Here is a 4,435-nt window from a genome sequence, read left to right as displayed (position 1 = left end):
GTCCTCCTCGCCCTCGCGGACAATGAAGCCGCCGCCCACGGAGAAGAACGTCGCCTTGTGCAGGACTTCGCCGTCGGCGTCGGAGACCGTGAAGCTCATGCCGTTGGTGTGCCGGGGCAGGATGGTCAGGGGGCGCAGGATCATGTCCTGCACCCCGTAGGGCAGCGGCACGGAACCGGCCAGCTGCAGTTTCCCGGTCTCAGCGATCGCGGCCAGCCGACCCTCCACTTCCTCGGGCAGGATCTGCTCGGGATGGAAGCCCTCCAGGCCCAGCAGGATCGCGGTCATGGTGCCGTGCCCGTGCCCGGTAGCGGCGAGGGAGCCGTACAGGTCCACCCGCAGCGACGCCACCTTCTCCAGGTCCCCGGACGTTTTGAGCTCCTCGGCGAAGACCGCGGCGGCCCGCATCGGTCCCACCGTGTGGGAACTGGATGGCCCTATGCCGATGGAAAAGAGATCGAAGACTCCAACAGCCATTGTCGGTTCCTAACTAGGTCTTGCTGTGGTCCGGCAGAGGGTCCTGCCGGAAGGCGCTGCGGGCGCTGGTTGGCGGCCGCAGGCCGGATGCACGACGCCGGGCGGCGGCTTGTGGCGGCAACCCGGCGTCGTGATCTGTACTGCTGTTAGTTCTGTACTGCTGCTACTTCAGTCTTACGTCGCCTAGGCGAGGTTATCAACCGAGGGGTAGAGCGGGTGGGCTGCGGCGAGGGCCTGAACCCGGGTGCGCAGACCGGAGAGGTCCGCGCCGGCGTCGGCGATCAAAGCCTCAGCGATGATATCGGCAACCTCGGCGAAGGCCGCCTCGCCAAAACCGCGGGTCGCCAGCGCCGGGGTGCCGATCCGCAGCCCGGAGGTGACCATCGGCGGGCGCGGATCGAACGGGACGGCGTTGCGGTTGACGGTGATGTCGATATGGGCTCGGGGACAGAGGTGAACAGGGGCCCCTTCGGGTCCGGTCTCCGGCAGCATGCGTCTAAGGGAGCGTCACGTCCGCTCAGCGGGCGTCTTCGCGACCGAGCATGCAGAGGAGGCCGGGCCCGACGGGCCCGCCAAGCTCAACCGGCGAGGTCGGACACGCCCGGGTACAGCGGGTGGGCGGCGGCGAGGGCCTGAACCCGGGTGCGCAGACCGGAGAGGTCCGCGCCGGCGTCGGCGATCAAAGCCTCAGCGATGATATCGGCAACCTCGGCGAAGGCCGCCTCGCCAAAACCGCGGGTCGCCAGCGCCGGGGTGCCGATCCGCAGCCCGGAGGTGACCATCGGCGGGCGCGGATCGAACGGGACGGCGTTGCGGTTGACGGTGATGTCGATTTCCGCGAGCCGGTCCTCGGCTTCCTGACCGTTGAGTTCGCAGTCGCGCAGGTCCACGAGGACCAGGTGCACGTCGGTGCCGCCGGAGATCACGTTGATCCCCTGCGCGGTCACGTCGTCCTGGACCAGCCGCTCGGCAAGGATCCGGGCGCCGGCCAGCACACGCTCCTGGCGTTCCCTGAACTCTTCGGACGCGGCGATCTTGAAGGCCACGGCCTTGCCCGCGATGACGTGCTCCAGCGGGCCGCCCTGCTGCCCGGGGAACACCGCCGAGTTGATCTTCTTGGCGATCTCGGCGTCGTTGGACAGGATGATCCCGCCGCGCGGACCCGCGAGGGTCTTGTGCGTCGTGGAGGTCGTGACGTGCGCGTGAGGTCCACGAGGACCAGGTGCACGTCGGTGCCGCCGGAGATCACGTTGATCCCCTGCGCGGTCACGTCGTCCTGGACCAGCCGCTCGGCAAGGATCCGGGCGCCGGCCAGCACACGCTCCTGGCGTTCCCTGAACTCTTCGGACGCGGCGATCTTGAAGGCCACGGCCTTGCCCGCGATGACGTGCTCCAGCGGGCCGCCCTGCTGCCCGGGGAACACCGCCGAGTTGATCTTCTTGGCGATCTCGGCGTCGTTGGACAGGATGATCCCGCCGCGCGGACCCGCGAGGGTCTTGTGCGTCGTGGAGGTCGTGACGTGCGCGTGCGGGACCGGGGACGGGTGCAGCCCGGCCGCGACGAGCCCGGCGAAGTGCGCCATGTCCACCATCAGGTAAGCGCCCACCGAGTCGGCGATCCGGCGGAACTCGGCGAAGTCCAGCCGCCGGGCGTACGCGGACCAGCCGGCAACGATCAGCGCCGGCTTGTGCTCCTGGGCCAGGCGCTCGACCTCGGCCATGTCGATCCGGTGGTCCTCCTCACGGACCTGGTACGGAATGACGTTGTAGAGCCGGCCGGAGAAGTTGATCCGCATGCCGTGGGTCAGGTGGCCGCCGTGCGCCAGGTTCAGGCCCATGATGGTGTCCCCGGGCCGGATCAGGGCGTGCATCACCGAGGCGTTGGCCTGCGCGCCGGAGTGCGGCTGCACGTTCGCGAACCCGGCACCGAACAGCGCCTTGACCCGGTCGATCGCGAGCTGTTCGATCACGTCAACATGCTCGCAGCCGCCGTAATAGCGCTTGCCCGGGTAGCCCTCGGCGTACTTGTTCGTCAGCACCGAACCCTGCGCCTGCATCACAGCCCTCGCGGTGTGGTTCTCCGAGGCGATCATCTCCAACCCGTCACGCTGCCGGGTCAGTTCGGCGTCGATCGTCGCGGCGATCTCCGGATCCAGCACGGACAGGTCCGCGTCCAGGCTCGGAGAAACGACCTGCTCAAAGGGGACGGTGCTTGTGCCCGCGGCCGCCGTCAAGGGGCTCACAGTTCGCCGCCGTTCTTGGACGCGTACTCCTGCGCGGAGAGCAGGGGCCCTTCTTCAGCGACCGCCACCTTGAAGAGCCAGCCGGCACCGTACGGATCGCTGTTGATCAGGGAGGGATCGTCGACGACGGCGGGGTTGGTTTCGGTGACCTCGCCCGTCACAGGGGCGTACAGGTCCGAGACGGACTTGGTCGACTCAACCTCGCCGCAGGTCTCCCCCGCAGTCACCGTGGCGCCGACCTCGGGCAGGTCCACGTACACGATGTCGCCCAGCGCGTCCGCGGCGACAGCGGAAATACCAATGCCCGCGGGCCCGGCACCATCTGAAGCAACCCACTCGTGCTCAGCCGAATACTTCAGTTCAGCAACTACTTTGCTCATCTCAAATCCTTCTTTCTTCTCGTTCGTAAAACTTGTTTACCCCGGCCCGGAAGGGCCAACGGCGACCCGAGGGGACTTACTTTTGGCGCTTGTAGAACGGCAGCGCGACGACTTCGAACGGTTCCGTCTTGCCGCGGAGTTCGACGTCGACGATCGTGCCAGGTTCTGAGTTCTCGACGTCGACATACGCCAGGGCGACCGGGTAACCGAGCGTCGGGCTCGGCTGACCCGAGGTCACCTCACCGATGAGCGTTCCGTTCTTGAGGACGGAGTAATGGGCCCGGGCTGCCCTGCGCCCCGTGCCCTTGAGTCCCACGAGTTTTTGGCCGATGGACGATCCGACGCCGGCAGCCTTGATCGCCGTCAGCGCCTCCTTGCCCACAAAGTCGCTTTCCTTGGTGAGCGAGACAACGGGGCCCAGTCCGGCGGCGTAGGCGTTGACGTAGCGGGAGAGCTCGTTGCCGTAGAGCGGCATGCCGGCTTCGAGGCGCAGGGAGTCGCGGGACGCGAGGCCGGCGGGAATGAGGCCGTATTCTTCGCCCGCTTCAAGCAAGGCTTCCCATAGACCTGCCGCATCCTCGTTCGGGATGTATATCTCGAAGCCGTCCTCGCCGGTGTAGCCGGTGCGGGCGAGAAGCAGATCCTGTCCCTTGATCTGGACCTCGACCGCGGCGTAGTACTTCAGGCCGGTGACCAGGACATGCTGCTCGGTTGGGACAAGGGTCAGCAGAATGGCTTCTGCGTTGGGGCCCTGGACGGCGATCAGCGAGGTCTCAGCAGAGGCGTCCTGGACGGTGACGTCGAATCCGCCTTCCTTTCCGGAACCGGCCCGCTCAGCGAGGGCCGCGGCGACTACCTTGGCGTTGCCCGCATTGGGAACCACGAGGTACCTGTCCTCGCCGCGGCGGTAGGTGATGAGGTCGTCGATGATGCCGCCGTCGGTGTTGCAGATCAGCGAGTACTTGGCCTTGCCAACGGCGATCGCCGACAGCTTCCCGACCAGGGCGTAGTCGAGGAACCCGGCCGCGTCCGGACCGCTGACCCAGACTTCGCCCATGTGGGAGAGGTCGAACAGGCCCGCGGCGTTGCGGACAGCGTGGTGCTCTGCGAGTTCAGATTCGTATTTGAGGGGCATCTGCCAGCCGCCGAAGTCCGTGAAGGAGGCGCCGGCTTTTTTGTGCTGCTCGTAGAGAGCGGTGTAGTTCTCAGTCATTGAGTCAGTCCTTAGTTTTCGAACGCTGCTGTGTTGTCCTCGAACGATTCGAGGGGAGGGCAGGAGCAGATCAGGTTGCGGTCCCCGGCTGCTCCGTCGATCCGGCCGACCGGCGGGAAGTAC

4 protein-coding genes and 2 pseudogenes are annotated in these 4,435 nt (G+C 66.9%); all 6 read right to left on the bottom strand.

Features of this window, described 5'->3' with window-relative positions:
• Positions 1 to 477, bottom strand: a 477-nt coding sequence (locus tag Y706_RS0121955) for a serine dehydratase beta chain (protein WP_028278260.1), incomplete at its 3' end; no start/stop codon positions are given.
• 183 nt (positions 478 to 660) lie between these two features.
• A pseudogene (locus Y706_RS0121950) lies at positions 661 to 912 on the bottom strand (serine hydroxymethyltransferase); the annotation flags it as partial.
• Between the two features lie 143 nt (positions 913 to 1,055).
• A complete protein-coding gene (locus Y706_RS27165) occupies positions 1,056 to 1,625 on the bottom strand; it encodes a PLP-dependent aminotransferase family protein (protein WP_253906874.1) in 570 nt (189 codons plus the stop codon).
• Positions 1,626 to 1,681: 56 nt separating this feature from the next.
• A pseudogene (glyA, locus tag Y706_RS27160) lies at positions 1,682 to 2,653 on the bottom strand (serine hydroxymethyltransferase); the annotation flags it as partial.
• A 62-nt stretch (positions 2,654 to 2,715) separates the two neighbouring features.
• Positions 2,716 to 3,099, bottom strand: coding sequence for a glycine cleavage system protein GcvH (gcvH, locus tag Y706_RS0121935; RefSeq protein WP_028278257.1), 384 nt, complete (start codon positions 3,097 to 3,099; stop codon positions 2,716 to 2,718).
• Positions 3,100 to 3,175: 76 nt separating this feature from the next.
• A complete protein-coding gene (gene gcvT / locus Y706_RS0121930; RefSeq protein WP_028278256.1) occupies positions 3,176 to 4,312 on the bottom strand; it encodes a glycine cleavage system aminomethyltransferase GcvT in 1,137 nt (378 codons plus the stop codon).
• Positions 4,313 to 4,435: the final 123 nt, after the last annotated feature.

It is taken from the genome of Arthrobacter sp. I3 (genome assembly GCF_000520575.1).
Classification (GTDB): Bacteria; Actinomycetota; Actinomycetes; order Actinomycetales; family Micrococcaceae; genus Arthrobacter; species Arthrobacter humicola_A.
Note: the sequence above shows the minus strand (reverse complement) of the source record. Positions and strands in the feature narration are given on the sequence as shown.

Bases quoted from the DNA above. Each gene is read 5' to 3' on its own strand.
- gcvT (WP_028278256.1), bottom strand. From the start codon at position 4,312: ATGACTGAGAACTACACCGCTCTCTACGAGCAGCACAAAAAAGCCGGC.
- gcvH (WP_028278257.1), bottom strand. From the start codon at position 3,099: ATGAGCAAAGTAGTTGCTGAACTGAAGTATTCGGCTGAGCACGAGTGG.